17 protein-coding genes and 1 riboswitch are annotated in these 25170 nt (G+C 61.4%); of the genes, 12 read left to right on the top strand and 5 right to left on the bottom strand.

What is annotated here, in order from left to right:
• Position 1: 1 nt before the first annotated feature.
• The 3 genes from cydB to QD228_RS09600 form a co-directional block, all read right to left on the bottom strand.
• The gene (cydB, locus tag QD228_RS09610; RefSeq protein ID WP_077375744.1) at positions 2–1000 is read right to left on the bottom strand and encodes a cytochrome d ubiquinol oxidase subunit II; all 999 of its coding nucleotides are present in this window, start codon (positions 998–1000) and stop codon (positions 2–4) included.
• Positions 1001–1004: 4 nt separating this feature from the next.
• Entirely contained in the window at positions 1005–2411 is a 1407-nt protein-coding gene (locus QD228_RS09605) for a cytochrome ubiquinol oxidase subunit I (protein WP_141392484.1), read from the bottom strand.
• 626 nt (positions 2412–3037) lie between these two features.
• Positions 3038–4321, bottom strand: a complete 1284-nt coding sequence (locus QD228_RS09600; protein ID WP_279875379.1) for a histidinol-phosphate transaminase — start codon at positions 4319–4321, stop codon at positions 3038–3040.
• Between the two features lie 573 nt (positions 4322–4894).
• Here QD228_RS09600 and QD228_RS09595 point away from each other — a divergent pair.
• The 5 genes from QD228_RS09595 to QD228_RS09575 all read left to right on the top strand — a co-directional run bounded on the left by QD228_RS09595 (position 4895) and on the right by QD228_RS09575 (position 11254).
• Positions 4895–7087, top strand: a complete 2193-nt coding sequence (locus QD228_RS09595; protein WP_279875377.1) for a TonB-dependent siderophore receptor — start codon at positions 4895–4897, stop codon at positions 7085–7087.
• Positions 7088–7217: 130 nt separating this feature from the next.
• Positions 7218–8282: an iron-siderophore ABC transporter substrate-binding protein gene (locus tag QD228_RS09590; protein WP_279875375.1), complete on the top strand. Its 1065-nt coding sequence runs from the start codon at positions 7218–7220 to the stop codon at positions 8280–8282.
• Positions 8242–9294 carry an iron ABC transporter permease gene (locus QD228_RS09585; protein ID WP_279875373.1) on the top strand — a complete coding sequence of 351 codons (1053 nt, stop codon included), beginning with the start codon at positions 8242–8244 and terminating at the stop codon, positions 9292–9294. Before QD228_RS09590 ends, QD228_RS09585 begins: the two co-directional genes overlap by 41 nt.
• Entirely contained in the window at positions 9291–10448 is a 1158-nt protein-coding gene (locus tag QD228_RS09580) for an iron ABC transporter permease (RefSeq protein ID WP_279875371.1), read from the top strand. The genes QD228_RS09585 and QD228_RS09580 overlap by 4 nt, the downstream gene beginning before the upstream one ends.
• Entirely contained in the window at positions 10445–11254 is an 810-nt protein-coding gene (locus QD228_RS09575; RefSeq protein WP_279875369.1) for an ABC transporter ATP-binding protein, read from the top strand. The genes QD228_RS09580 and QD228_RS09575 overlap by 4 nt, the downstream gene beginning before the upstream one ends.
• A gap of 1010 nt (positions 11255–12264) precedes the next feature.
• Here QD228_RS09575 and QD228_RS09570 read toward each other — a convergent pair.
• On the bottom strand, positions 12265–12684 hold the full coding sequence (locus tag QD228_RS09570) for a helix-hairpin-helix domain-containing protein (protein ID WP_279875367.1): 420 nt from the start codon (positions 12682–12684) through the stop codon (positions 12265–12267).
• Complete coding sequence (locus QD228_RS09565; protein ID WP_279875365.1) at positions 12681–13976, bottom strand: ATP-binding protein; 1296 nt, start codon at positions 13974–13976, stop codon at positions 12681–12683. The genes QD228_RS09570 and QD228_RS09565 overlap by 4 nt, the downstream gene beginning before the upstream one ends.
• 530 nt (positions 13977–14506) lie before the next feature.
• Positions 14507–14613, top strand: a riboswitch (guanidine-I (ykkC/yxkD leader).
• Positions 14614–14762: 149 nt separating this feature from the next.
• On the opposite strand from QD228_RS09565, the gene QD228_RS09560 reads away from it, so the two are divergent.
• The 7 genes from QD228_RS09560 (at position 14763) to atzF (ending at position 25018) form a co-directional block, all read left to right on the top strand.
• Complete coding sequence (locus QD228_RS09560) at positions 14763–15815, top strand: putative urea ABC transporter substrate-binding protein (protein ID WP_279875438.1); 1053 nt, start codon at positions 14763–14765, stop codon at positions 15813–15815.
• Positions 15816–15924: 109 nt separating this feature from the next.
• Positions 15925–16749 (top strand): ABC transporter permease subunit, encoded by an 825-nt coding sequence (locus tag QD228_RS09555; RefSeq protein WP_077371317.1) that lies wholly within the window; start codon positions 15925–15927, stop codon positions 16747–16749.
• The gene (locus QD228_RS09550) at positions 16746–17627 is read left to right on the top strand and encodes an ABC transporter ATP-binding protein (RefSeq protein WP_279875363.1); all 882 of its coding nucleotides are present in this window, start codon (positions 16746–16748) and stop codon (positions 17625–17627) included. Before QD228_RS09555 ends, QD228_RS09550 begins: the two co-directional genes overlap by 4 nt.
• Positions 17611–18369, top strand: a complete 759-nt coding sequence (locus QD228_RS09545; RefSeq protein ID WP_176494078.1) for an urea amidolyase associated protein UAAP1 — start codon at positions 17611–17613, stop codon at positions 18367–18369. Before QD228_RS09550 ends, QD228_RS09545 begins: the two co-directional genes overlap by 17 nt.
• A 90-nt stretch (positions 18370–18459) precedes the next feature.
• Positions 18460–19170, top strand: a complete 711-nt coding sequence (locus QD228_RS09540; protein ID WP_279875360.1) for an urea amidolyase associated protein UAAP2 — start codon at positions 18460–18462, stop codon at positions 19168–19170.
• Positions 19171–19364: 194 nt separating this feature from the next.
• Positions 19365–23186, top strand: coding sequence for an urea carboxylase (uca, locus tag QD228_RS09535; RefSeq protein WP_279875358.1), 3822 nt, complete (start codon positions 19365–19367; stop codon positions 23184–23186).
• Positions 23186–25018: an allophanate hydrolase gene (atzF, locus tag QD228_RS09530; RefSeq protein WP_279875356.1), complete on the top strand. Its 1833-nt coding sequence runs from the start codon at positions 23186–23188 to the stop codon at positions 25016–25018. Before uca ends, atzF begins: the two co-directional genes overlap by 1 nt.
• The last annotated feature ends 152 nt before the right edge of the window (positions 25019–25170 follow it).

Genomic DNA, 25170 nt, shown 5'->3' with positions numbered 1-25170 from the left:
CTCAGTGATAGCCGACCCCCTGTACCTTGCCGCGGAACACCCAGTAGCTCCAGGCGGTATAGCCCAGCACCATCGGAATGACGAACAGCACGCCCAGCAGCAGGAACAGCTGCGACTCCGGCGCGGAGGCCGCGTCCCACAGGGTGATGTCCGGCGGCACCAGATACGGCCACTTGCTGAAGATCAGCCCCAGATAAGTGAACAGGAACAGTCCCAGCGTCGCGACGAAGGGCTGCCCTTCCTGACGCTTGTTGACCGCCCGCCAGATCAGCGCCGCACAGCACAGCGCCAGCACCGGGAAGACCCAGAACACGCCCAGATGGTCGAACCAGCGTTCCCGCACATACTCATCCACGAACGGGGTGTAGAGGCTGATGACCGCGAAGCCCACCAGTACGGCGATCAGCAGCTTCGGCGTGATGCGATAGGCCCATTCCTGTACCTCACCCTCGCTCTTCATGATGGTCCAGGTGGCGCCCAGCAGCGCATACCCCGCCACCAGTGCAAGTCCGGTGATCACGGTGAACGGTGACAACCAGTCGAAGGCGCCGCCCACGTAGACATGCCCTTCGGTGGCGAAGCCCTGGATGTAGGCACCGACCACCACGCCCTGACAGAAGGTCGCCAGGAAGGAGCCGCCACTGAAGGCGATGTTCCACCAGTGACGATTGCGCGAGGACTTGAAGCGGAACTCGAAGGCGATCCCCCGGAATATCAGCCCCGCCAGCATCAGGAAGACCCCCAGATACAGCGCCGGCAGCAGGATGGTGTAGACCGCCGGGAAGGCCGCCAGCAGCCCGGCCCCGCCCAGCACCAGCCAGGTCTCGTTGCCGTCCCAGATGGGCGCGACCGAGTTCATCATCACGTCACGGGCGTGCTCATCGGGTGCGAAGGGGTACAGGATGCCCACCCCCAGATCGAAGCCATCCATCAGGATGTACATCATGACGCCGAAGCCGATGATCAGCGCCCAGATCATTGTCAGATTGATCATTTCCATCAGCTCAACTCCTTACCGTGCGGCTGGCATCATCGTCCAGACTCTCGTGCGCGGCGGACAGCGGGCGCATCGCGGTCTCGACATCGTCATGGGGCAGTTCCGGTTGCATGCCACCACGGATGACGCGGGTCAGGTAGTAACTGCCGGTCACGAAGACCACCAGATAGACCAGGAAATAGCCGATCAGCGTGGTAAGCACCATCCAGCCGGTGAGTGACGGCGTGACGGCCTCCTGCTGGGTCATCATCTCGTAGACCAGCCACGGCGAGCGCCCGGCCTCGGTCACGAACCACCCCGCCAGCACGGCGAAGAACGGCGCGATGGACATCAGACGCAACGTCTGCAGGAAGGGGCGCGAGCGATAGAGTTTGCCATCGCGGCGCAGGAAGACACCGATGAAGGCCACGGCGATCATCAAGAGCCCCATCGCCACCATCACGCGGAACGACCAGAACACGAACCACACCGGCGGCTGCTTGTCAGGTGCGACCTCCTTTAGCCCCGGCACCACGCCATCGGGGTCGTGGGTCAGGATCAGACTGGCCAGCTTCGGGATCGCGATCTCGAAGTGGTTCATCTGCGCCTCCTTGTCCGGCCAGGCGAACAGCAGGAGCGGCGCGCCCGACTGGGTCTCCCAGTTGCCTTCCATCGCGGCGACCTTGGTCGGCTGATGCTCCAGCGTGTTGATGCCGTGCATGTCACCCACCACCGCCTGCGCCGGTGCCAGCACCAGCAGCAGCCACATGCACATGGACAGCGCACGCTTGTTGGCGTCGACATCGCGCCCGATCAGCAGATACCAGGCACTGACCCCCGCCACCACGAAGCCACCGGTCAGGAAGGAGGCGATCGCCATGTGGGCGAAGCGATACGGCAGGGAGGCATTGAAGATGGCAGCGGCCCAATCCTTGACGAAGAAGTGGCCGTCCACCATCTCCACTCCCGCCGGTGTCTGCATCCAGCTGTTGGTGGAGAGAATCCAGAAGGCGGAGATGAAGGTGCCCAGCGCCACCATCAGGGCCGCGAACAGATGGACCCCTTCCGGCACCTTGCCACGCCCGAACAGCAGCACGCCCAGGAAGCCTGCCTCAAGGAAGAACGCCGTCACCACCTCATAGCTGAGCATCGGCCCGATGAAGTTGGAGCTGGCATAACTGAAGTTGCTCCAGTTGGTGCCGAACTGGAAGGCCATCACGATGCCCGAGACCACCCCCATGGCGAACACGACGGCGAACACCTTCACCCAGAAGGCGGCAAGTCGGTCCCAGGCGGCATTGCCGGTCTTGTAATAAAGACCGTGCAACAAGGCGACATAGGAAGCCAATCCGATGGTGAACACCGGAAAGACGGCGTGGAATGACACGACAAATCCGAACTGTATTCGCGACAGGATCACGGGATCCAGTTCCATGGGCAACTCCTCACGATAACGATCATCAGGATGGCTGGGCATGTTCCTTCTGGCGGGAACTTGTCCGACAGCGGTTTCAAGTTGTTGACGCATCGAGGGCGGAAAGATCTCTCGGAGATATCCCACATCGAAAGAGAAATGATCCGGCACTCACGAGGTCATGAGTCCAAGCATAGAAGTCTGGCAGGTCGGTGTCGCATAGCATGTTGTCGCAGGACAAATTGCCGCAGCGACCCGATGCCCCATATAGAAAAACTCAATAAGACGGTCTTCTCGCAATATTTGACCATGAACATTGCCTCAGGCGGCAAGCTCTCCTTGATCGCTCATCGCCATGATGAGCGCCTGCAGGCCTTCACGACTTGATCCATATCAAGCGCTGAGTTGAATCAGCGCAAGTGGGAATGTTGTGGGAATAATCTGGGATGTGAAAGCAAGTACAAGAGCGAATAACGGCGAAGCGCCTTGCGACAGAGAAACGGGGTCAAGATAATGAGGAGGTTTAGAACAGAGAAGCAGGTCACGCGAGAACCGAGCGAACCATACCGAACACATCGAGACACCTGATTGCCGGGGTGTCTCGATGCATGCCGGTTTCTGCTGGCTTCAGCAAGAGCCGATGCGGATCACACCACGCCTTTCGCCTTCATCTCGCGCAACACGGCTGACACGTAGTGCATTTCCGCCGGGGTGCCCAGCGACATGCGACACCAGCCGTCTGCCGGCGGGAAGGCACGGCCGATCAGCACATGACGCGCCTTCATGTCCGCCTGGAATTCCTTGAGCGGCCTGGAAATGCGGTGGAAGACGAAGTTGGTCTGACTGGGTAGATACTCCCAACCCAGCTCATCGAGCGTCGCGGTGAAGATGGCACGCGCTTCGTCGTTGCTCTGCTTGCTGTGGGCCAGAAACTCCGGTGACTGCATCGAGGCCGTCGCCGCCATGACCCCGGGGTAGGACAATGTCATGGCGTCATCTTCCACGTAATGCGAGACATGCTCGAGGCGCTCGGCATCGCCCACCGCATAGCCGACCCGCAGCCCCGCCATGGCGTGGATCTTGGAGAAGGTCTTGAGCACCAGCACGTTCTTCGCGCCCCCCGCCACCAGACTGTCCGCAGAGCGGAAGGCCGGGTCATTGACGAACTCGGCATAGGCCTCATCGATGATGAACAACGTGTCGGAGCGGCTGGCATTGACCCAGGCGTAGAGCGCATCGCTGGAGATGATGGTCGAGGTCGGGTTGTTGGGATTCACCAGATAGACGATGGACGGGCCGGCGTGGTCCGCCACGGCCTGCTGCATGTCGGAGAGCTTGAACGACCAGTCCTCACGCGAGGATGGCACCTTGTTGATCGCCAGATCATAGAAGCCGGCGTACAAGGCACCATCGCCGTAGGTGAGTTCCGGGATGACCAGCTGAGTGTCCGGGGTCGCATGCGCCAGCACGCTGGCCCGAATCGCATCGGAAGAGCCCGGCGTGAACAGCACGCTTTCAGGGGTCACCTTGTGATGCGTCGCCACCAGTGACTGCAACTTGCCCATGTGGGCGAAGGGATAACGATTGGAATGCGCGATGGACGCCGAGGCCGCACGCTGCGCCGAGGGGGCCATGCCGAGGGCATTCTCGTTGTAGTTGAGTCGCACCGGCGCCTTGGCGGAAGGCGTGAGCGTGGCCGCCGTCGCGGGGGCCTCCTTGGCGAAGGCCTGCGGAATGCCGGGGAGGAACTGTCCGAGGGCCGCGCCGGCAAGCGCTGCGCCACTCATGCCCAAAAAGCCGCGCCGTGAGGGAGACGCCGGCCGCGCCTTGCGCGCCATCTCGCCGGCGCCCTGCCCTGTCATGCCTTGCTCATGAAGGCTCTGCTGTGGCCCAACCGCCTCTGCTACCACCGCCTCTGAAACGTCAGTCATGTCATGTCCTTGTCGTTATATTTATTGATACTTTATGAGCAAAACCAACATATAAGACTTTCGTAAGCCTCACAATCCATCACGCGGTTGCGCCGCCGTAACCCGATGCCCCGCTTCTCGCAACGCCGCCAGGGGCCACTGCCGGCGGGCATGTCTTTCCCTTGCCCCTTTTCCCTTGCCCGTTATCAGCGAGCCGCTTTTCGCCGGCCGCTTTTCGCCGGCCGCTTTTCGCCGGCTCTTCCCTCGCACTTCTCTTCAGTACCTATCCAGCACCTCTCCAGCGCCTCTCTCCAGCGCCTCTCTCCAGCGCCTCTCTCCAGCACCTCTCCAGCGCCTCTCTCCAGCGCCTTTCTTCAATGCCTCCCTTCAGTTCTTCTCAGCAGTTCTTCTCAGCAGTTCTTCTCAGCAGTTCTTCTCACCAACGCCGGCAGCATGGGCATCGACGTGCGAAAAGTTCCTCGATTCGTGCAAAGTCTGGCGCTGCGCAAAGGTTTTCTGGCATTTCGCAAAACATCGGCCGCCCCTCACAGTGAATAATAATCATTCTTATAAAAGCACTCAGGGAACGCCAACGTGTCACATCCATCCGCGCCATCTGCACTGCCACTGTCACGACTGACCCTCGCCATCGCGCTGGCTAGCGCTGCATCTCCCAGCCTGGTGTCGGCTGACGAGACGCGTGAGCTGCAAGCCATGACCATCGTCGGTGAAGCGCAGACCTCCACCACCGAGTTGACCCGTGACTACACGGTCGGCGCCAGCACCCGCGCCAATGGCCTGACGCTGTCACCGCGCGAGACACCGCAGTCGATCAGCTTCCTGACCCGCCAGCAGATGGAGGATGAGGCGCTCACCAGCACCACGGAAGCCGTCAACCGCCTGCCGGGGGTGTCCTCCAATCGTCTCGATGGCACGCGCACCAACTTCCAGTCGCGCGGCTACTCGATCCGCAATTTCCAGTTCGATGGTCAGCAGAGCAACACCAGCAGCTTCTGGCCCTTCGGTGACGCCGAGTGGGACACCGCCATCTATGATCGCGTCGAGGTGATTCGCGGGGCCACCGGCCTGATGACCGGGGTGGGCGATCCCTCCGCCACCGTCAACTTCGTGCGCAAGAAGCCGCTGGAGGAAGCCGCCGCCAGCGTGACAGGCGCGGTGGGCAGCTGGGACCGCCGCCGTGGTGTGGTGGATGTCAGCACGCCGCTGGATGACGCCGGCAAGGTCGGCGTACGCTTCGTGGTCGCCAAGGACCGCTCCGACAGCTTCATGGATGACGTGGAGAATGACCGCGAGACCCTCTACGGCGTGATCGCCGCGGAACTGACACCGGATACCGAACTGAATGTCGGCGTCGAATACCAGCGCTACGACCAGGACGGCGCCTATCTGGGCGTGCCGCTCTACTACACCGACGGCTCGCGGACCGATTTCGATCAGTCAGTCGCCAACAATACCGAGTGGGCCCACTTCTTTACCGAGAATACGCGTGGCTTCGCGGACCTGACCCACTACTTCGCCAATGGCTGGAAGGCGACCGCCGCCTACAGCCACGGCGACGCCAATTACGGGCTGACCTACAACTACCGTGGCGGTTACGTCGACCGTGACAACGGCATCCTCTACTACGACACCAACCGCCAGGTGCCCACCGGCTCCTATCTGCTGGACTACCGCGGAGACCGGACCCAGAAGAACCTCAACCTGAGCGCCGAAGGTCCCTTCGAGCTGTTCGGTCGCGAGCATCAACTGGGCTTCGGCTACATGCAGCTGAAGGAAGAGTACGAGATCTGGAGTCGCACTCCGGCGAGCAGCGTGCCGGCGCTGGGCAGCTTCACCGATCGTGACGACCCGGCGCTGGCCGAGCCCGAATGGGGCGAATGGGGCCTGAGCGATGACACCGAGACCAGGCAGGAAGGCTTCTACGCCGTTACGCGTTTCTCGCTGGCAGACCCCGTGCATCTGATCCTCGGTGCCCGCCTGACGGATTGGGAGATCGACCAGGACTACCGCGGTGAGCGCAGCTATGAGTACAACGACGAGTTCACGCCCTATGCCGGCCTGATCGTCGACATCACCGACAACCTCACCGCCTACACGAGCTACACGCAGATCTTCAACACCCAGAGCGAACGCGCCCCCGATGGCGCCCTGCTCGATCCGCTGGAAGGCACCAGCTATGAAGCAGGCCTGAAGGCCGAGCTGTTCAATGATCGCGCTGACGTGTCCTTCGCCGTCTTCCGCAGCGAGCAGGACAATCTGGCCGTCGAGATCCCCGGCGTCTATGTCGCGGGCACCACCGATCAGGCCTACACCGAATCCGACGGCGCGGTGGTGGAAGGGTTCGAGCTGGAAGTGGCCGGTGAAGTCGCCCCGGGCATCAACCTCTCCGCCAGCTACGCGCTGGTGGATGCCGAGGATTCCGATGGCACCCAGCTCAATACCAGCTATCCACGCCAGCAGGCCAAGGTCTACGCCACCTGGCAGCTGCCCGGTGACTGGTCACGTCTGACCCTGGGTGCCGGCGGCACCTGGCAGGGCGACACCTATCGTGACGCCGATACCCCGACCGGCACCGACAAGGTCGGTCAGGGCGATGTCTTCCTGGCCAACGCCATGGCGCGCTATCGCATCAATGACCACTTCAGCACCCAGCTCAACGTCTCCAACCTCTTCGATGAGGAGTACTACACCCAGCAAGGCTTCTACAGCCAGTACCTCTATGGTGCGCCGCGCAGTGCCCTGCTGAGCATGACCTACGACTTCTGAGGACAGGCGCATCATTTCTCATGGCCAGCCCTTCCGATGGCCAGCCTTTCCTCCGGACAGCCTTTCCTCTGGACAGCCCCTCAGGTGCAGGGGCTGTCATCCGCGACCCGATTGAAAAAAGGATTCTCCCTTGCGACTCACACGACTTTCCTGCGCCATTGGCCTGACCATCATGGCCGCCAGTCTCGTGCCTGCCGCCCAGGCACAGGCATCAGCGACATCTCACGCTGACACCCCCTCCACGGTATCCGCGTCTGACGCCTCGGCAGCGACAGGACACGCCCAGCACTACCCGATCACCCAACAGCACGCCTTCGGCACGACGATCATCGAGGAAAAGCCGCAGCGCATCGCCACCGTCGCCTGGGCCAATCATGAGGTGCCGCTGGCACTCGGCGTGGTACCGGTGGGCTTTCCGCGCCAGGCCTTCGGGGATGATGACGATGACGGCATGATGCCGTGGGTCAAGGCGCGCCTGGAGGAGCTTGACGCCGGCGAGTACACGCTGTTCGACGAGGGCGATGGCATCGATTTCGAAGCGGTGGCCGCCAGCCAGCCGGACGTCATCCTGGCGGCCTATTCCGGCATGAGCGAAGCCGACTATCAGACACTGAGCAAGATCGCGCCGGTGGTGGCACGTCCGGGGCCGCGCTGGTCCTCCAGCTGGCGCGACATGATCCGCCACGACAGTGCCGGCATGGGCATGGCCACCGAGGGTGAGGCGCTGATCGAGCGTCTCGAGGCCCGGATCGCCGAGAACATCGCGGATCATCCCGAGATCCAGGGCAAGTCGATCATCGTGATCAGCCACATCGACCCCACCAATCTGAGCCGCATCGCCTTCTACAACGACAACGATGCCCGAGTGCGCTTCTTCCACGAGCTGGGCATGGTCTCGCCGCCATTCGTCAGCGAGACCGCCGTCGAGGGTCGCTTTGCCGGTCAGATCAGCGCCGAGCGCCTCGATGAGCTGGCCGATGTCGATATCGTGCTGACCTACGGTGGCCAGCCGCTGATCGACCGCCTCAACGAGCATCTGCTGACCTCCCGCCTGCCCGCCATCCAGCAGGACGCCGTGGTGCTGCTGGAGAACGGCCCGATGGGCACTGCCGCCAACCCCACACCTCTCTCGATTCCCTGGGTACTCGACGACTATGTTGACCAGCTGTCCGTCGCCGCCCGCAAGGGCGAGTGATCTCACGCCGCTGTCGGCCAGCCGTCAGCGGCGCTGGCTAGGCACTCTGCTGCTGTGGCTGGCGCTGTGTGCAAGCCTCGCCCTGTCGGTGGCCTTCGGTGCGCGGGTGACCCACTGGGCCGACATCACGGGGCTGCTGGACGGCTCGCTGGATTCGATGGCCGAGGCCGCCGTGGCCAGCCGCCTGCCGCGCACCCTGCTGGCCATGCTGGCCGGGGCGGCGCTGGGCGTGTCGGGCGCCGTGATGCAGGGCCTGACCCGCAATCCGCTGGCAGACCCGGGGCTGCTCGGCGTCAATGCCGGGGCGGCACTCGCCGTGGTGATCGGCATCGCCTGGTTCGGCATCCAGCAGGCCAGCAACTATCTGTGGCTGGCCATTCTCGGGGCGGGACTGAGCGCCGTGGTGGTCTATCTGATCGCCAGTCTCGGGCGTGGCGGAGCGACCCCGCTGCGCCTGGCACTCTCCGGGGCCGTCATCTCCGCGGCGCTGAGCTCTCTGAGCACGGCCATCATCTTGCCGCGCGCCGACATCGGCGGGCTGATCCAGTCCTGGTTGATCGGCGGTGTCGGCGGCGCGACCTGGGCACAGATCACCCCGGCGCTGCCCTTCCTGCTCAGCGGCCTGCTGATCTGCGGGCTCTCGGCGCGCCGACTCAACCTGCTGGCGCTCGGCGATGACATGGCCAGCGGGCTGGGCGAACGCGTGGCGCGGGTGCGGGTGATGGCGGCACTGGGCGCGATTCTGCTATGTGGTGGCATCACCGCGGTATGTGGCCCCATCGCCTTCGTCGGGCTGGTGGTGCCGCATGTCTGTCGCCTGATGGTGGGCAGCGATTACCGCTGGATTCTGCCGCTCTCGGCGCTGGCCGGCGCCCTACTGCTGACCTCGGCGGACATTCTCGGACGTCTGATCGCACGCCCCGCCGAACTGGACGTGGGCATCATGACGGCACTGGTCGGCGCACCGTTCTTCATCTGGATCGTCCGTCGCCACAAGGTGAAATCACTGTGAGCCCTCTCCTGCCTGACGCCTCGTCTGCGACGCACCCCACCTCGCGTGCCACCCTGACGCGCCTGCGGCGTGCCCGAAAGCGTCAGCGCCGCCTCACCCTCTGGGGATTGCTGGCCGTGGTGCTCGCCGTCTTCAGCCTGGTCCTGATGCAGGGACAGCGCTTCATTCCCCCACTCACGGTGCTTCAGGTACTGCTGGGCGAGGACGTGCCGGGGGCCTGTTTCATCATCACCGAGCTGCGCCTGCCGCGTGCGCTGGTCGCGATTCTCGCGGGCTGCTGCTTCGGACTGGGCGGCGCCGCCTTCCAGGCCATGTTGCGCAATCCGCTGGCCAGCCCGGACATCATCGGCATCAGTGCCGGCGCCAGCACAGCGGCGGTATTCGCCATCGTGATGCTGTCGCTGAGCGGCACGCTGGTGTCATTGCTGGCGATTGCCGCCTCGCTTGGCGTGGCGCTGCTGATCTACACCCTCTCCTGGCGCAAGGGAGTGGCCGGGGCACGGCTGATTCTGGTCGGTATCGGACTGGGCGCCATGCTGCAGAGCATCACCGCCTATCTGCTGACGCAGGCGCCCAGCTGGTCATTGCAGGAGGCGCTGCGCTGGATGACCGGCAGCCTCAACAGCATCACCCTGAATCAGCTACCGCCACTTGCCTTGGCGCTGGGCCTGCTGGGCAGCTTGCTGCTGATGATGAGTCGGCATCTGGACGTCATGCGCATGGGCGATGACATGGCCAGCGGTCTCGGCGTGCGGCTCTCGCTCACGCGCTTCATCATCATTCTCTCGGCGGTCGGGCTGGTTGCCTGCGCCACGGCGGTGGTCGGCCCGGTGGCCTTCGTCGCCTTCGTCAGCGGGCCCATCGCGACGCGCCTGTTCCGGCGGCGCGGCTCCATGATGATCCCGGCCGCCCTGATCGGGGCATTGTTGATGCTGGTCGCCGACTTCATCGGCCAGTTCCTGCTGCCTGCGCGCTATCCGGTGGGCGTGGTGACAGGCGTGCTGGGCGCACCGGTGCTGCTGTTGCTGCTGATGCGGGAACATCAAGGGCCCGGCCCCTCAGGGCGCAGACAACGACGCGGCAGGCAGCCGACGCCGCCATCTTCCTCCTCCCCCCCTCACCGCCCGTCATCTCAGCGAGTCGTTTCCTCATGACCCACCCTTCCCTGTGCGTGAATGGCCTGACGGCAGGCTATGCCGAGCGTCCGGTGCTCGAGTCGATAGACCTCGACATCGCTCCGGGCGAGATCACCGTGATCGTCGGCGCCAATGCCTGCGGCAAATCCACCCTGCTGCGCACGCTCTCGCGCCTGATGCCTCCCTCGCGAGGCGAGGTGCTGCTGGATGGCAGGTCGATCCACCGCCTGCCAGCACGTCAACTGGCCCGCCAGCTGGGGCTGCTGTCCCAGTCACCGATCGCCCCGGAAGGCATCACGGTGCTGGATCTTGTCAGCCGAGGGCGGCATCCGCATCAAGGGCTATTCCAGCGCTGGACGCGTGACGATGACACCGCGGTGCTGGCAGCCCTCAACGCCACCGACACCGCCGCACTCGCCGAACGCGCGGTGGATGAACTCTCCGGCGGCCAGCGTCAGCGTGTCTGGATTGCCATGGCGCTCGCCCAGCAGACGGACATTCTGCTGCTGGATGAGCCCACCACCTTCCTCGACATCAATCATCAGGTGGAAGTGCTCGACCTGCTGACGGACCTCAACCACGCTCGCGGGACCACCATCGTGATGGTGCTGCATGAACTGAACCTGGCCGCACGTTACGCGGATGTACTGATCGCCATGTCAGACGGCCAGATTCATGCCAGTGGCCTGCCCGAGCAGGTACTCACACGCGAGATAGTCAAGGAGGTGTTCGGGCTGGAAAGCCACATCACCCCGGACCCCGTCACCGGCAAGCCGATGATGGTGCCCGTCGGGCGTCATGGGATGAAAGCGAAGAAATACTGAAAACTCAGTCGCAATGCTCGCGGGCAAAGAAAAGTGACCTGCCCCCTGTAAAAGGGGCAGGTCATGGAAGTCCATTGTCCGGTACTTGAGAGCGCCAGCTACAAGCGGCACTTCATCAGCTAAACACTGGGAATACCCGGCAGGAAGTGATCCAACGCCGCCCCGGCAATTGCCGCCCCACTCATGCCCAGGACACCACGACGCGAACGCGATGATGGAGAGCCCTTCTCAACCGCTTGAACATTAGAAGACTCTTCTCGACTCTGACTGGCACCATGTGTCCTCTGGCTGTCGCTGCTGCCCTTCCGTCTCATATGAAGCCACACGGGGAATCGGGAGCCAGCCGTTGTTTTTGTATGTGCTAATAAAGCACCACAAACGTATAAGACTTTGGTGAGAGGCACAATGAAACGACGCGCCGGATGGCGCAACCATGCGCCGCGGCAAGGGCAACCCCGTGGATAGTCCTGCGATGTATTGAGAGGGATTGGTAAGGTAGGAGCGACACATTCGAGTCGCCCCCCAAAATACTTCTGAAGACTAAGGTGATATGTATACTAGAAGCTGGGAAAGCACATAACCTTTAAAAGCCCATCCTTCCCGATGTTTCGTTTCTATGATGAATACGAAAATCAGCTGCTCTTAGTACCCTACCTCACGACTTAACCACGTTCCACTGACTATGACAGGCCGTCATCACTGACAGAGATATTACGGCCGACATTCCAAGCAATCTTATAAACACACTCTACTTAATTTAATAAAACAAACAGGTCAACAGGCAACCCTCTATTTACTAAACCGTCAAAATACCTTTACCTACCATTTGCAAACCAATATTCATAAACAAAATTACACTCAAATACTTATTATAAAAACAATTACCCCACAAACCAAAAAAAATATAATTAATCACAAGGTGTAAGTCATATGTGACATGATAAAACCATATAAAATAACTATCAAAAGGGCGAATAGCAAGGCATCCGCCCTCTGTCTAACATTACAAATCACAAAGACACTTCGTAATTTGAATTCTTAACAGTTAGCTTTACTCCATTTCTTCTCATAAAGTCTTCATACTTCTTCCGCATAGAAGGACCGTACTTTGGAATTCTAGTAGTCACCGCAACACATATTTTTTTGTGACTCGCTAATGACTGGGGTAGCTTATCTAACGTGGCAGATAATTGAGATATAGCCTTATCTATATCCTTACCTTTCAACTCAACAAGATAAGCCATCTTTTCTGGCTGATCAGTGCTCAATAACCAATCACAGCGCTCTTCATGGCCTTGTATAAAACAACCATCAACCTTAGTCCTCAATACTTTATAACGGCTTTCATTATTTAATACAAATCGACTTCTATTCTCCTTTACTGTAACTTTAGAATCGTAACACTCTTCAGTACATGAACTATAACTCATGCCATGTACCTCGCTTCAAGCAAAGTGTTTGTGATAGACTCAAAGCTATCTGAAACACGATCTAATATTTCACCACCAATTATTCTATACTCATCATCCTTAATAGATTTCAACACGCCATCGACAATAGTATAAGCAGATACTGAGTCATAATCTATTGGTTCTGGGTCACCAATCTCACACATCTTGTCAAAATCTTTGCGTGAAATTTTACCTGACTCGATAACGTCATGCGCTAGCATGAGGTTGTTTATTGCAGTGAGTATATAGGGACTGTGTGTAGTAATGAAAAAATTAGATCCTGGGCACTTCCTCAGTATTGAAAACACTGAAACCATATGAGCTTGAGAGGTTGGGAATAGATGAGCTTCAGGCTCTTCAATAAAGAGCATGCTACCCTCACCGCTACTATTTCGGAAAGGCCATACTAGTAATGATAGCAGCATAGGTAATGCTTCTTGTTGTCCTGAAGAAGCATTAGCCAAATTAATTTTGCCACGCTTGCTAACTATCCAATCTTGATCTTTATCGTAGTCATAGGTACCGCCGACTATAGAGCCCACTGCACGATCTATTTTTTCAAGAGAAGGCGCATACTTCGCATTACGACGATGGAAACTTGATCGCTGTATTTTCTTAGAGCTCTCATACAAGCTACCAAACTCTTTCAGGAATGGATCGATTTCAAGATTCGAAGCCATGAATGTGAAAATATTTTTTTGCAAGTTAGCAAAAAAAGATCTAGAAGCGGGTATAAAGATGCTATTTGCGAAGAAATGCGAGAACTCTCCTTTAATAAGCTCTAAGAACACATATTCATGGAATATGATTCTATCATTCATAAAGTTATCATACTCATTTTTAGCAGTAAACGAATCGTCTTCAGTGTCAGTTTTCTTTTTGTAACCCCTTTTCTTTGCACTATAGATTTTGTAAAGATTATCCGAGTATCTTACTTTGACACTCGTCTTACCCCTAGAATTAACTTCCCCCGAAAGAGAAATATCGATGTTATCGATTGTATAGCTTATCTTGAAGGATTTTCCTTCCCATGCATATCTTGGAAAATATAACTCAAACCTATCCAATATACTGCGATCTAATTCTTTTTTTGTTGTATTACTTCTTATTGACTCGAGAAAATCTTTAGAAATAGCTTTAAAAAAGAATTCAAGCTTAGCAATAATACTTTTACCATGAGCTTGAGGTCCAACTATAATATTTAGCTCTTTTATTTCCAATACGGCAGACTTAATAACCAAAAAATCTTGAATAGATAATTTTTCATGCATAATCGGAACCCCATCCTTAGAGCAAACATACGCTTACATTAGTCCTAGCAAGCGAATCCCTAAACATTACACTTTTTAGAAAATATAAATCAGAGAAAAGAAAGTCAACATTTAATTGCTCGTCATTTAGTATGACACCAGAAGAGTCCAATCTCTATATTTTTATATACAATGGTCGAAAGCAATAAAAATGGTTTGGCTAGCATACTACATCGATATATGAAGCTCATGATATCCCCTCCTCTCAGGCACACCGTTCAACTAATTTTCAACAACCAAATAAACCAAACACTAAATATAACTTAGTGATGACTAAGGTTATCTTGCTGTCAAAAAAACCATATGCATTGATTTGGTGCAAATATGAATTAGATCTTCTCGATTGGTGCGCAAGATACGATTTTCGCGGCTAACCACAAGCAGAAAATCACGCTAACTAACTGTTTTTAATAATCTAAAATACAACGGTCATATTTCTTGCTAAGAATTCACCGAGGCACCGATAGGCATACAACAATCGAAAATCTAGACCAATAGAGCGCTAGGGTTCCGGTGATCGGCATTGCCGTCACGACTGGTCCGAGAGCACTCGACCTCCAAGCTGGGGGTTACACGGCGGGACAAAAGCCCGGGAGACGCAACGCCTGAAAAGGTCGGCGCCTCTCACTTTTTCCGCCGGAGATAACGACAATGACCCAGCCCACTCGCCTTTCCCCGTCTACGACTTCCCTCTCGGATGCCAGCGCCCAGGTGTCATCCGCTGCTGTCTCATCTGCTTCATCTACCATTTCCAGAAACGCTTCCAGACGTGCTGCGCTGGCCGGCGCTCTGCTGCTTGGCGCATCGCTGAGCCCGCAGGCCATGGCGCAGGATTCCTTCAGCGTGTGCTGGTCGGTGTATGCCGGCTGGATGCCGTGGGAATACGCGGACACCCAGGGCATCGTCGACAAGTGGGCCAAGAAGTACGACATCAATATCGATGTGGTACAGGTCAACGATTATGTCGAGTCCATCAATCAGTACACCTCCGGCAATGTCGATGGCTGCGCCATGACCAATATGGACGCCCTCACCCTCCCCGCCGCCAGCAGTGTGGATTCCACCGCGCTGATTCTGGGTGACTACTCCGATGGCAATGACGGCGTGATGGTACGCGATGGCGATTCCATCGAGTCCCTGAAAGACCGCGAGGTCAATCTGGTGCAGTTCAGTGTCTCCCACTACCTGCTGGCACGTGCGCTGGACAGCGTCGGCATGAGCGAGCGCGATCTCACCACCACCAATACCGGCGATGCCGACATCGTGGCGCTGGCCAGCAACACCGATACCCAGGCGGTGGTGACCTGGAACCCCCAGCTGGCCACGCTCAAGGACATGCCCGGCTACACCGAAGTCTTCAATTCCAGTGACATCCCCGGCGAGATTCTCGACCTGATGGTCGTCAATACCCAGACACTGAAGGACAACCCGGACTTCGGCCACGCGCTGGTCGGCGCCTGGTATGAGGTGATGGAGAAGATGAAGGCCGGTGACGAAGCCGCGCTCTCCCAGATGGCCGATGCCGCCGGCACCGACCTCGCCGGCTATCAGGCCCAGCTGGCCGCGACCCACATGTACTACACCCCCGCCGAGGCCGTGGCCGCCTTCAATGCGCCGAGCCTCAAGGACACCATGCAGCACATCGCCGACTTCAGCTTCGCGCAGGGGCTGCTGGGCGAAGGCGCGCCGGATGCCGGCTTCATCGGTATCGAGACGCCTGCCGGCATCGTCGGCAATGAGGGCAACGTGATGCTGCGCTTCGACCCGAGCTACACCGCCGCACTGGCCGACAGCCAGTAACGCCACGCGGTGGATGCCGCGCACCAGCCGCAGGAAAGCTGTCTCTGTGGCTGGTGAACCGACCGCCTCCCTCGACCGCACCTCTCGTTCGCACCCGTGGAGCCCGCGCATGAAACGCCTGATCAATCTGACACCCTCCCGTGGTGGCCGCTGGCTGCTCGGTGGCCTGCCCTTCGCGCTGCTGGCCATCCTCTACATCGTGCAGTCCAACCAGCGACTGCTCGACAACCCCAACGACCGCCTGCTGCCGTCCTTCGCGTCCATGGGCGAGTCCTTCGCCAAGCTGGCCACCGAGGTCAACGTGCGCACCGGTGACCTGCCGCTGTGGACCGACACCTTCGCCAGCCTCGAACGCCTGCTGGCCGGCGTGCTGATCAGCGCGCTGATCGGCCTGAGCGTCGGCCTGCTCACCGGCGGCCTGCCGCTGCTGCGCGCCAAGCTGTCCCCGCTGATCACCGTGCTGTCCCTGATTCCGCCGATGGCGATCCTGCCGATCCTGTTCATCGCCTTCGGGACGGGTGAGCTGGCCAAGATCGCGCTGATCGTCATCGGCATCACGCCCTTCCTGATTCGCGACCTGCAGAATCAGGCCCTGCGCCTGCCCGATGAGCAGCTGATCAAGGCCCAGACGCTGGGCGCCAGCTCCTGGCAGGTGCTGACCCGCGTACTGCTGCCCCAGCTGACCCCGCGCCTTCTGAGCGCCACGCGCCTGGCACTCGGCAGCGCCTGGCTGTTCCTGATCGCCGCGGAAGCCATCGCCGCCCAGGACGGCCTCGGCTATCGCATCTTCCTGGTGCGCCGCTATCTGGCGATGGACGTCATCCTGCCCTACGTGGCCTGGATCACGCTGCTGGCCTTCCTGCTCGACCGTCTGCTGGTGCTCGTCTCGACCCGCGCCTTCCCCTGGTACCACGCTGAGGAGAGCCAATCATGAGCCTCATCCACGCCAAGGGTCTCGAGAAGCACTACGGCCAGCAGGTCGTGCTGGAACGCATGAACCTGACCGTCGAGGCCGGGGAATTCATCACCCTGGTCGGCGCCTCCGGCTGCGGCAAGACCACCTTCCTCAAGCTGCTGCTGGGCACCGAGGGCGTCTCGCGCGGTGAGCTGCTGCTGGACGGCAAGCCCATCCCCGGCGAGCCGGGGCCGGACCGCGGCATCGTCTTCCAGAAGTATTCCGTCTTCCCGCATCTCACGGTGCTGGGCAACGTGATCATGGCCGAGGAGCTGGCGCGTGCCCCGCTGACCGGCAAGCTGTTCGGGGCCAAACGTCGCGAGGCACGGGTCGCCGCCGAGAAACGCCTGGAAGAAGTCGGCCTGTCCCACGCGCTGGACAAGTACCCGCATGAGCTGTCCGGCGGCATGCAGCAACGTCTCGCCATCGCCCAGGCGCTGATGATGAAGCCGCGCATCCTCTTGCTGGATGAGCCCTTCGGCGCGCTGGACCCGGGCATCCGCAAGGACATGCACCAGCTCATCCTGCGTCTGTGGGAAGAACAGCAGCTGACCATCTTCATGATCACCCACGACCTCAAGGAAGCGTTCGAGCTGGGCTCACGCGTCTGGGTGTTCGACAAGGTGCGTGTCGACCCGCAGGCCCCGCAGGCCTATGGCTCGACCATCACCTACGACCTGCCCACAGAGCGCAGCAAGGCCAAGGCGTCGTCTCAGCAGCAGGGCTCTGTCCAAACGAGCTCTGTCCAAGCGGGCGCTGACCAACCGACGCCCGAGCACGAAACGCTGACGACGCCAGCCCACTCCGTTTCCCAAGCCACTCTCACCGGAGGCCAAATCAATGAACATACCGCTTGATGCCGCAACCACCGCCCGCGCCAGCTTCACCGCGAAGTATCAGACCCATCTGCCCGGCGGCCATCACTGGTCGATGCGCATGCCGCGTGGCAGCGCGCTCAAGCTGACCGCCCGCGAGGCCAACGCCAATGTCGGCCTGGTGATGTACAACCCGCTGGATCTGCTTGAGCGCCTCAATCTGCCGGATACCCTCAAGGGTCAGCACACCTTCCGCCTCACCGAAGGGCACTGCCTGTATTCCGACATGGGCCGCATCTTCGCCTCCATCATCCAGGATGATCTCGGCTGGCATGACAGCGCCAGCGGCAACCTGATGGAGCAGCACTTCGCCGCCAAGGGCTGGCACAAGAAGGCTTACCAGCAAGCCTTCAATGACTTCACGCCCACCGGCCACGACAGCCTGCTGATCGAGATGGCCAAGTACGGCCTGAGCGAGCGCGACCTGTGCGCCAACCTCAATCTGTTCTCCCGCGTGCGCGCCGATGAAGACGCCAACCTGCACTACGTCACCGACCACTGCGCCGCCGGCGACAGCGTCACCCTGCGCTTCGAGATGGACACCCTCGTCCTGCTGCACACCTGTCCGCATCCGCTGGACCCCGCCGAGGAATATCCGCTGCGCGGCGTGGACATGACCTTCGGCACCGCGACACCGATGGATGAGCACGACGCCTGCTATCTGTCGCGCCCCGAGAATGCCCGCGCCTACGCCAACAATCAGCTCTATCACCTGGCGGGCTGAGGCATTCCCCGACAGCAGACTGACGCCACGGCGACGGGCTAGTGGCAACTGGAAACGACGCCCAAGATGACAAGGACAAAGGACAATCCCATGTGCACCTCGACGCTTGAACACCCCCATGCCCACACCCCGGCCACGACGGACGACGCCCCGCTGAGCTACGCAGACCCGGCACAGCAGCCGCGCGAGCTTGAGCGCACCGTCGAGGCCGGCGATCACTTCATCGGGCTGGTGCGCGCCGGTCAGCACCTGCGCATCACTGACCTGCACGGCAATCAGGCCGCCGACACCCTGTTCTTCTCGGCCGACGACACCGCCGAGCGCTACAGCGCGATGGACACCGTGCGCGAGCAGGGCAAGGTCTACCTGACCACCGGCAGCGTGCTCTATTCCACCCGTGGCCGTGCGCTGTTGACCATCACCGGCGATACCTGTGGCCGTCATGACACCCTGGGTGGTGCCTGTTCCAGCGAGTCCAACACCGTGCGTTACGACCTGGAAAAGCGTCACATGCACTCCTGTCGTGACAACTGGATGCTGGCCATCGCCCGCTACCCGAAATACGACCTGACCAAGCGCGACATCGGCCACAACATCAACTTCTTCATGAACGTGCCGGTCACCGCCGATGGCGGCCTGAGCTTCGAGGACGGACTGTCCGCCCCGGGCAAGTACGTCGAGATGGTCGCCGAACGTGACGTCTACGTGCTGCTCTCCAACTGCCCGCAGCTCAACAACCCCTGCAACGGCTATGACCCGACACCGGTCGCCATCCGCATCAGCGACTCGCCGCTGAGCTGAGCCACTGAGCTGAGCCGCCGAGCTGACAGCGACGCTTTCGAACACGCATACGACAAGAAACGGCCGAGCCATACCTGACGATGTCATCTCTCTTGCATCACTCGTCAGCCCTCAAGGCTCTGCCCGGCTACCGGACGACCGGCAGCTCACAGTTTGAAGGCGGGACGACCCGCCGCCGGAAGGATGACTCCGTCATGTTCCACAAGGTCCTGATTGCCAACCGTGGCGCCATCGCCACCCGAATCCAGCGCACGCTGCGTGCCCTCGGTGTCCAGAGCGTCGCCGTCTACGCAGAAGCCGATCGTGAATCCCCCTTCGTGCGCGAGGCCGATGACGCCTACAGCCTCGGCGAAGGTGCCGCCGCCGATACCTATCTCGACATCGACAAGCTGATCGCCATCGCCCGCGAGAGTGGCGCCCAGGCCGTGCACCCGGGCTATGGTTTCCTGTCCGAGAACACCCGCTTCATCCAGGCCTGTGACGCCGCCGGCCTGGTCTTCCTCGGCCCGACCGTTGAGCAGATCCACGCCTTCGGCCTCAAGCACGAGGCGCGCACCATCGCCGAGAATGCCGGCGTGCCGCTGGTACCCGGTACCGGCCTGCTGGACGACGTCGAGAGCGCACTGAGCGAGGCCGCCCGTATCGGCTATCCGGTGATGCTCAAGTCCACCGCCGGCGGCGGCGGCATCGGCATGCAGGTGTGTGAGGATGACGCCTCCCTCAGCCGTGCCTTCGATTCGGTCAAGGGTCTGGGCGAGCGCAACTTCGGGGATGGCGGTGTCTTTCTGGAGGCGTACATCGCCCGCGCCCGTCACCTGGAAGTGCAGCTGTTCGGGGATGGTGAAGGCACGGTGATCGCGCTGGGCGAGCGCGACTGCTCCAGTCAGCGCCGCCACCAGAAGGTCATCGAGGAATGCCCGGCACCCGACCTGCCCGAGCGCGTTCGCGAAGAGATGATCGCCACCGCCATCCGCCTGGGCGAAGCCGTCAATTACCGCAGTGCCGGCACCGTCGAATTCATCTATGACGCCGAGCGTCAGGCCTTCTACTTCCTGGAGGTCAACACGCGCCTGCAGGTCGAGCACGGTGTCACGGAGCTAGTGTGGGGCGTGGACATCGTCGCCTGGATGCTCAAGCTGGGTGCCGGTGAGCTGGGCAACCTGCGCGAGCGGGTCGCGCCGCTGACGCCCCGCGGCCACGCCATGCAGGCACGCGTCTATGCCGAGAATCCGCAGCACGATTTCCGCCCTTCCAGCGGCCTGCTCACCGAGGTGGAGTTCGCCAATGACGCCGTGACCGCCGCCCTCGCCGAGGGCAGCCAGCTGCGGGTGGATCACTCCATCGAGGCCGGCTTCGAGGTCCCCGCGTGGTTCGACCCGATGCTGGCCAAGGTGATGGTGCACGCCCCGACCCGCGAGCAGGCACGCGGCGATCTCTCCAGGGCACTGGCCGCCTCTCGCCTCTACGGCATCGAGACCAACCGCCAGTGGCTGTCGCACCTGCTGGAAGACCCGCGCTTCCGCAATGTCGAGATCTATACCCGCTGGCTGGAAGGCCTCGAGTGGGCCGCACCGACCTTTGAAGTGATCGTCCCTGGCACCCTGACCACCGTGCAGGACATGCCGGGTCGCCAGGGCCACTGGGATGTGGGCGTGCCGCCCTCCGGCCCCTTCGATGACTACGCCTTCCGTCTCGGCAATGCGCTGCTGGGCAACGCGGCCGATGCCGCAGGTCTCGAGATCACCCTCAACGGCCCGACGCTGCACTTCCACCGCGCCACGCGCGTGGTGCTGGCCGGTGCGCCGTTGCCCGCCACGCTTTCCGCTCCAGCACTTGAAGGCGGCTCCGATGACACCGCGACTCACGACCTTGCCCTGTGGCAGGTGCATGAGATCGCCGCTGGCAGCACCCTGAGCCTGGGCAAGGTCGCCGCCGGCGCGCGCAGCTATCTGCTGATCGCCGGGGGCATCGACTGCCCGCAGTATCTGGGCTCGCGCGCGACCTTCACCCTGGGCCAGTTCGGCGGCCATGCCGGACGTGCCCTGCGCAGTGGCGACACCCTGCCGCTGGCTGATCTCGCCGAGTGCCCCCAGCCCGCCCTGACCCGGCTGCCCGAGGCGCTGATCCCGCAGGGCGCTGGCGCAGTGAATGAGGCGCAAGGCAAGACCGCAGGCCGCGAATGGCAGATCGGCGTGCTCTACGGACCGCACGGTGCGCCTGACTTCTTCACCGAAGACGACATCAGCACCTTCTTCGGCCACCGCTGGGAAGTGCACTACAACTCCAGCCGTACCGGCGTGCGACTGATCGGCCCGCGTCCGCAGTGGGCGCGTGCCGACGGCGGCGAGGCCGGTCTGCACCCCTCCAACATTCACGACAACGCCTACGCCTTCGGCACCATCGACTTCACCGGCGACATGCCGGTCATCCTCGGCCCGGACGGCCCGTCACTGGGCGGCTTCGTATGTCCGGCCACCGTGGTCCGCGCCGAGCGCTGGAAGCTGGGCCAGCTGGCCGCCGGTGATCGCATCCGTTTCGTCGCGCTGACTCTGGACGAAGCCCGCACCATCGAGGTGCAGCAGGACGCCGTGATCACCGCCCTCGCCAGTGGCCAGCTCGACACTCTGGAACAGCGCCCGGCGGCGACCAGCACCACGCTGAGCGCCATCGCCGAGCAACGTCCGCGTCCGGACGACTCCCCAGTACTCAAGCGCCTGAGCGCCGAGCAAGGCGGCGAGCAGATCGTCTATCGCCGCGCCGGGGATGACTTCCTGCTGATCGAATTCGGCCAGATGGAGCTGGATATCGCGCTGCGCTTCCGCGCCCACGCCTGGATGCTGTGGCTCAAGGAGCATCCGCTGCCCGGCCTGATGGAGATGACACCGGGCATCCGCTCGCTGCAGCTGCATTACGACCCGCGCAAGCTTGCCCTCGCCACGCTGATGACGCACCTCGAACAGGCGGAAGTCGCGCTCAAGGATGTCGAGGACATCGAGATCGAGGCGCGCACCGTGCATTTGCCGCTGTCCTGGGATGACCCGGCGTGTCAGCAGGCCATCGACAAGTACCAACGCTCGGTGCGCCCGGACGCCCCCTGGTGCCCGAGCAATCTGGAATTCATTCGCCGCATCAATGGTCTGGCGGATGAAGCCGCCGTGCGCGAGACCGTACTCAACGCCCGCTATCTGGTGATGGGCCTCGGCGATGTGTATCTGGGTGCGCCGGTGGCCACGCCGCTGGACCCGCGCCAGCGCCTGGTGACCACCAAGTACAACCCGGCACGCACCTGGACCGCCGAGAACTCGGTGGGTATCGGCGGCGCCTATCTGTGCGTCTATGGTATGGAAGGTCCGGGCGGCTATCAGTTCGTCGGCCGCACGCTGCAGATGTGGAATCGCTATCGCCGCACCGAACACTTCACCAGCCCGTGGCTGCTGCGCGTGTTCGATCAACTGCGCTTCCACCCGGTCAGCCATGAGGCGCTCGAGCAGATCCGTCGTGATCACCCTCAGGGGCGTTACGACCTCAAGATCGAGAAGACCCGCTTCCGCCTCGCCGATTATCAGGCGCAGATCGCCGAGCATCAGGCCGAGACCGATGCCTTCCGTGAACGCCGTCAGGCCGCCTTCCAGCAGGAAATCGACGACTGGCATGCACGCGGCCAGTTCACCTTCGAGGATCAGATCAACGAGGTGCAGGAAGCCGACAGCCTGAGCGACGACGAGCTGGGCATCGAGACGCCGGTCACCGGCAGCCTGTGGAAGCTGGAGGTCGCCGAGGGCGATCTCGTCGAGGCCGGCCAGGTGGTGGCGCTGGTCGAGTCGATGAAGATGGAAGTCGAGATTCGCACCCACACCGCAGGCCGTGTCGTTCGCCTGCCGATCAAGGAAGGCAGCGGCGTCGCCCCCGGCCAGCCGCTGATCGTGCTGTCGACCGCCGTGGAAGCCACTGATCCAGCTGGTGCCAGCGCAACAGACAACGCCCAATCGACCCTGTCCTCCGAGGAGACGCTGTGATGATGACCCATACCCCGCACAACCTGAGCATCACGGCGCTGAGCAAGGCCTATCAGGCCGGAGAGCTGACGCCACGCCAGCTGGTGAATGAACTGCTGGCCGCGCAGCCCGAACAAGACGCCGCCTGGATCACCCGCCTGAGTGCAGATCAGCTGGAACCCTATCTGGCGCGTCTGGACGACGTGGCGCCCGAGTCACTGCCGCTCTACGGCATCCCCTTCGCGATCAAGGACAACATCGATCTCGCCGGCGTGACCACCACCGCCGGTTGCCCGGAATTCGCCTATACGCCAGACGATGACGCCTTCGTGGTCAAGCAGCTGATCGCGGCCGGTGCCATCCCGATGGGCAAGACCAATCTGGATCAGTTCGCCACCGGTCTGGTCGGGGAGCGCGCCCTGGCGGTCTACGGTACCCCGGCCAATGCCTTCGACCCCGCCTATGTCCCGGGCGGCTCCAGCAGTGGCTCCGCCGTCGTCACCGCCCAGGGGCAGGTCAGCTTCGCGCTGGGCACGGACACGGCGGGCTCCGGGCGTGTGCCGGCCTGCTTCAACAATCTGGTGGGCGTGAAACCGACCCTCGGACTGCTCAGCGCAGGCGGTGTGGTGCCGGCCTGCGCCACCCTGGATACCATCTCGATCTTCGCACTCGGCTGCGATGATGCCGCGCGGGTGTTGTCCGTCACCGCACAGTTCGATGCCGACAACCGCTGGGCGCGCGAGCACGACTTCGCCGTGCATGGCCAGGCCTACGGCCTCCTGCCGGATCTCGCCGACCTGCGCATCGGCGTGCCGCCGCGTACCCAGTGGCATACCGACGCCGATTACAGCGGCTACATGGAAGCGGCGATGCGTCAGTGCAAGGCATCGGGGGCCGAGCTGGTCGAGCTGGATTGCAGCCCGCTGCTGGCCGCTGCGCGCCTGCTCTATGAAGGCCCGTGGGTGGCGGAGCGCTATCACGCGGTGCGCGAGCTGATCGAGCGCAACCCCGAGGCACTGCATCCGGTGACGCGCGAGATCACCCTCGGCGGTGCCACGCCGCTGGCCGTGGATGCCTTCGATGCCCGCTATCAGCTGGCCGAATACCGCCGTCAGGCCGATGCCCTGCTCGCGCAGGTGGACGTGATGCTGGCGCCGACCACGCCGCGCCTGCCGACCAAGGCGGAGCTGGCCGAGGCGCCGATCGCGGTCAATTCGGAGCTGGGTACCTGGACCAACTTCATGAACCTGCTGGATCTGAGCGCACTGGCCGTACCGGTCGGCTTCAACAGCCAAGGCCTGCCCGGCGGTGTGACGCTGTTCGCGCCCGCCTTCGAAGACCTGCAACTGCTGAGCATCGCGCGGCTGCTCGAGAAGGAATTCTCGCTGCCACTGGGGGCCAGCGCCGTTGCCCGTCCCCAGGCACGCCTCGCCGACAGCGATCTGCCGATGGCGAAGAATGGCCGGCTCGAGATCGCGGTCTGCGGTGCGCATCTCACTGGCATGCCGCTCAATCACCAGCTCACCCAGCGCGATGCCCGCCTGGTCGCCCGTACTCACAGCGCCCCCCGCTACCGCCTGTATCAACTGGATGACGCCACACCCGCCAAACCGGCCATGCTGCGCGCGCCAGAGGGCGGCACCAGCATCGCGCTGGAAGTCTGGTCACTGCCCATCGCCAGTGTCGGCAGCTTCCTCGCCGGCATCCCCTTCCCGCTGGGTCTGGGTCAGATCGAGCTCGAAGACGGCCGCTGGGTCGCGGGCTTCATCTGCTCGGTCTTCGCTGACAGCGACGTACCGATGACGGACATCAGCGAGTACGGCGGCTGGAAGGCGTGGATGGAGCGCGGGTGATCCGCACTCGCTGACAACCTCTCGTCGAAGCTGGATGCCAGACACGCAAAAGCCGCTACCGGATGACCGGTAGCGGCTTTTTTCATGCACTCGTCAGATCAGGCAGCGCCCGAATCATGAGATGCCTGTGTCTTGAAGTGCTTGTGTCCCGA

It is taken from the genome of Cobetia sp. 3AK (genome assembly GCF_029846335.1).
GTDB lineage: Bacteria > Pseudomonadota > Gammaproteobacteria > Pseudomonadales > Halomonadaceae > Cobetia > Cobetia marina.
Note: the sequence above shows the minus strand (reverse complement) of the source record. Positions and strands in the feature narration are given on the sequence as shown.